This window comes from Phenylobacterium sp. (assembly GCF_036402295.1).
Lineage (GTDB): Bacteria > Pseudomonadota > Alphaproteobacteria > Caulobacterales > Caulobacteraceae > Phenylobacterium.
Genome location: NZ_DASWTE010000225.1, coordinates 1 through 3,589, shown reverse-complemented (window position 1 = coordinate 3,589; position 3,589 = coordinate 1). Strand labels below are relative to the sequence as shown.

Here is a 3,589-nt window from a genome sequence, read left to right as displayed (position 1 = left end):
CGGCGCTGGATGATCCGCTCGTTCTCGCTGACCTTCGCGGCGGTGACGCTGCGGCTCTATCTGCCGATCGGCGTGATGTCGGGCCTGACCTTCGAGCAGATCTACGTGGCCACCGCCTGGATCTCGTGGATCCCCAACCTGCTGCTGGCCGAGCTCTACATTCGCCGCGGGATGACTCGCCGCACGGTCGCCACGGCGTGAACGATCGGCAGTCGCCGATCGTTCGATACTCTTGCTTGGAGTCGACCCTTCGTCGGTGACGAATGGTCGGGGGCAACACTGCTGACATGGCCCTGTCAGCAGCCAGGGTGTTCCATGTCCGCATTCCGCTAACGAGTGAGAAGGGCCCCCCAATGACCGACCTCGTCTTCTACACGAACCCCATGTCGCGCGGCCGCATCATCCGCTGGATGCTGGAGGAAGTGGGCCAGCCCTACGACACCAAGATCCTGTCGTGGGAGAGCGGGGCGGCGAAGGCGCCCGAGTACCTGGCGATCAATCCGATGGGCAAGGTGCCGGCCATCGTCCACGGCGGGACGGTGGTTACCGAGTGCGCGGCGATCTGCGCCTACCTGGCCGACGCCTTCCCGCAGGCGAACCTCGCGCCGCCGCACGGCAGCAAGCTGCGCGGGCCCTACTATCGCTGGCTGTTCTTCGGCGCCGGACCGATCGAGCAGGCGGTCGCGTTCCAGGCGCTCAAGGTGGCCGTCCCGGAAGATCAGCGCGCGATGGTCGGCTTCGGCTGCATCGAGGACGTGCACAATGCGCTGGAAGGCGCCCTGAAGGGCCGCGATTACCTCGTGGGCGACAGCTTCACCGCCGCCGACCTCTACATCGGCGCCCACCTAGGCTGGGGCATGAGCTTCGGCACGATCGAGAAGCGGCCCGTCTTCGAGGCCTATGTGGCGAAGCTGCAGGCGCGTCCGGCGGCCATCCGCGCCAACCAGATAGACGACGCCCTCATGCCCCAGCAGCCGCAGCCTGTGCCGGCTGAATGAGGTCCCACTTGTTCCCGTAGAGGTCCTCGAAGACCGCCACCGTCCCGTAAGGCTCGTGGCGAGGGGCCTCCAGGAACCTGACGCCGGCCGCGACCATCCTCCCCTGGTCGCGGCCGAAGTCGTCGGTCTGCAGGAACAGGAACACGCGCCCGCCGCCCTGGTCGCCGACGACGCGGTCCTGGTCGCCCACGGCCCTCGCGAGCAGCAGCCCGCCCTCCGACCCCGGCGGCCGCACCACCACCCAGCGCTTGCCGCCGCCCATGTCGGTGTCCTCCACCAAGTCGAAGCCGACCTTGCGGACGTAGAAGTCGATCGCCGTGTCGTAGTCGCGGACGAGGAGGGCGGTGAGGGTGAGGCGTTGAGGCATGACTCTCCCCTACCGCCTCTTACCTCCCCCGCGAAGCGGCGGGACGGGGACCGGTCGCCGAAGAGCGACTGGTGGAGGAGGCGAGCCACAGGCTCGACGGATCGATCGGCTGCGTTGAGCGCAGTTGATGAGGCTCGCCCCCTCCACCCTCCCGCCGTCGCTGCCGCGACGGCGGGAGGTGAGGAACCGCGCGGGAGCTTACGCCTGCGGCCGCGACGCCTGCGCCGCCTCGTCGGCCAGTTTGCCGTGGAGCTCGCTCATGTGGTCGAAGTCGGCCTCGAAGGCGCCCAGGCCCTGGGTGAGGCCGCGGAGCTCGGCGATGAGGCCCTGCCGCTCGCTCTGCGGCAGATACGCTTCGATCTGCTCCCAGCCGCGCCAGTCCTCGCGCGGGGCCAGGCCCAGGATCTGGCCGCGCCGGGCCGTGAGCGCCGAGGTGACGTTGGAGGCGCTGGGCGAGGGCGAGTAGACCGTGAGCTTCTCGATCGGTTCCAGGAGAATGGTGCCGGTCTGGCCCATGGCCTCCTCGATCGCCAACCGCCCGACGGTGCGGAACGCCATTTCCGACGAGTCCACGCTGTGGGTCTGGCCGTCGAGGAGAGTGACCTCCAGGTCGGTGACCGGGAAGCCCTTCGGCCCCTTCGTCAGCCCGTCCCGCACGCCCATCTCGACCGCCGGGATCCACTGCCGCGGGACGGCGCCGCCCACGACCTTCGAGCTGAAGACGAAGCCCGAGCCGCGGGGCAGCGGCTTCACCTCCACGGTGATGTCCGCGAACTGGCCGTGGCCGCCGGACTGCTTCTTGTGCCGCGAGCGCTGCTGGACGCCGCGCGCCAGCGTCTCGCGGTAAGGCGTCTTGGGCTGGACCGTGTCGATCTCGACGCCGGACCGGCGCTTCAGCCGCTCGAGCGCAAGGCGGACATGGCCCTCGCCCTGGCCGGCCAGCAGGATCTGCCGCTGCTCGTTGTCATGCGTCAGCGACAGGCCGGGATCCTCCTCGATGAGCTTGCTGAGCGCGCCGGAGAGGCGGACGTCGTCGTTGCGGTTCTTGGCCGCGAGCGCCACCGCGAACAGCGGCCGACGCGCCCGGGCCGCGGCCCGCACGGCCTGCGGCTGGCCGGTGGTGGAGAGGATCTGGCCCGCACCCGCCTGCTCGACCTTGCCGATGGCGCAGATGTCGCCGACCGGGGCCTCGCCGATCTTCTTGAGCGCCGAGCCCTGGACTTGGCTCAGGCCGCCCGCCCGGCTCCTGGAAGCGTCCGGCAGGACGAACTCGGCGCCGTCCGGCAGCTTTCCGCCGAACACGCGCGCATAGGCGAGCTTGCCCGACTGACCGGCATAGGCAGTCTTCAGCACATAGGCGCCGTTGGTGACGCCAATGCGGTTGGCGGCCATCTCGGCCGGCGGGGTCTCGTGGCGCAGCGCCTTCAGCAGGCGGCGAACGCCGAAGCCGTTCTGGGCCGAGCCGAAGAACACCGGCACGATCAGGCCCTCGTTCATCTCCTTCACCAGGTCTGTGAAGACCGCGTCGCGGCTGGGCGTCATGTCCGAGAGGAGCTGTTCCATCAGCTCGTCGTCGAAGTCGGCCATCTGCTCCAGCATGTGGAAGCGCGCGTCGGCCTCCTCCTTCTGGAGATCGGAGGGGATGTCGACCAGCTCGGACGGCTTGTGCGGCTGGTAGACGAAGCAGCGCTCGAGGGCGAGGTCGATGTAGCCGGTGACCTTGTCGCCGCTCCAGGTGGGGATCTGCCGGGCCACCAGCGGCGCTGACGAGACCGGCGTCAGCGCGTCGAGCAACTCCTGAAGCGAGCCGCGGGCTTGGTCCATCTTGTTGATGAAGAGCGCGTGGGGAACGCCGAGACGTTCGAGTTCGCGCAAGGTGGGTTGGAGCAGCACAGCCTTGGCCGGATCCGGGTCGGCCACCACGATCGCCAGGTCCACGGCCGGGAGGGCCGGGTCGATCTCAGCGCAGAATTCGAGGGATCCAGGGCAATCGACGACCACGTAGCGGTCGTTCATGAACTCAAAACCGGCGAGGTTCAGCTCGACCGAATGACCGCGGGCCTTGGCCTCGGGGCTGGAGTCTCCCACCTCGCCGGGCCGCACCGGATGACCGGTCGCGGCTTCCAGCAGGGCCTCCATCAGGGCGGTCTTGCCGGAGCTCGTGGGGCCGACGAGCGCAAGCGCCCGAACCGACCCCGTTTCTCGGATTGCCATGGATACGTTC

4 protein-coding genes are annotated in these 3,589 nt (G+C 69.0%); 2 read left to right on the top strand and 2 right to left on the bottom strand.

Annotated elements, in window-relative coordinates; genetic code table 11:
- Together VGD44_RS13915 and VGD44_RS13910 are read left to right on the top strand one after the other, a co-directional pair.
- Nucleotides 1-201 (top strand): DUF2306 domain-containing protein (locus VGD44_RS13915; protein WP_331088026.1); only part of this gene is annotated, 201 nt, incomplete at its 5' end.
- 152 nt (nt 202-353) lie between these two features.
- Entirely contained in the window at nt 354-998 is a 645-nt protein-coding gene (locus tag VGD44_RS13910; protein ID WP_331088024.1) for a glutathione S-transferase family protein, read from the top strand.
- Here VGD44_RS13910 and VGD44_RS13905 read toward each other — a convergent pair.
- Both VGD44_RS13905 and VGD44_RS13900 read right to left on the bottom strand, forming a co-directional pair.
- Nucleotides 961-1,365: a VOC family protein gene (locus VGD44_RS13905; protein WP_331088022.1), complete on the bottom strand. Its 405-nt coding sequence runs from the start codon at nt 1,363-1,365 to the stop codon at nt 961-963. The genes VGD44_RS13910 and VGD44_RS13905 overlap by 38 nt on opposite strands.
- 198 nt (nt 1,366-1,563) lie before the next feature.
- Nucleotides 1,564-3,589: elongation factor G (locus tag VGD44_RS13900; protein WP_331088020.1), on the bottom strand; the 2,026-nt coding region annotated here is incomplete at its 5' end.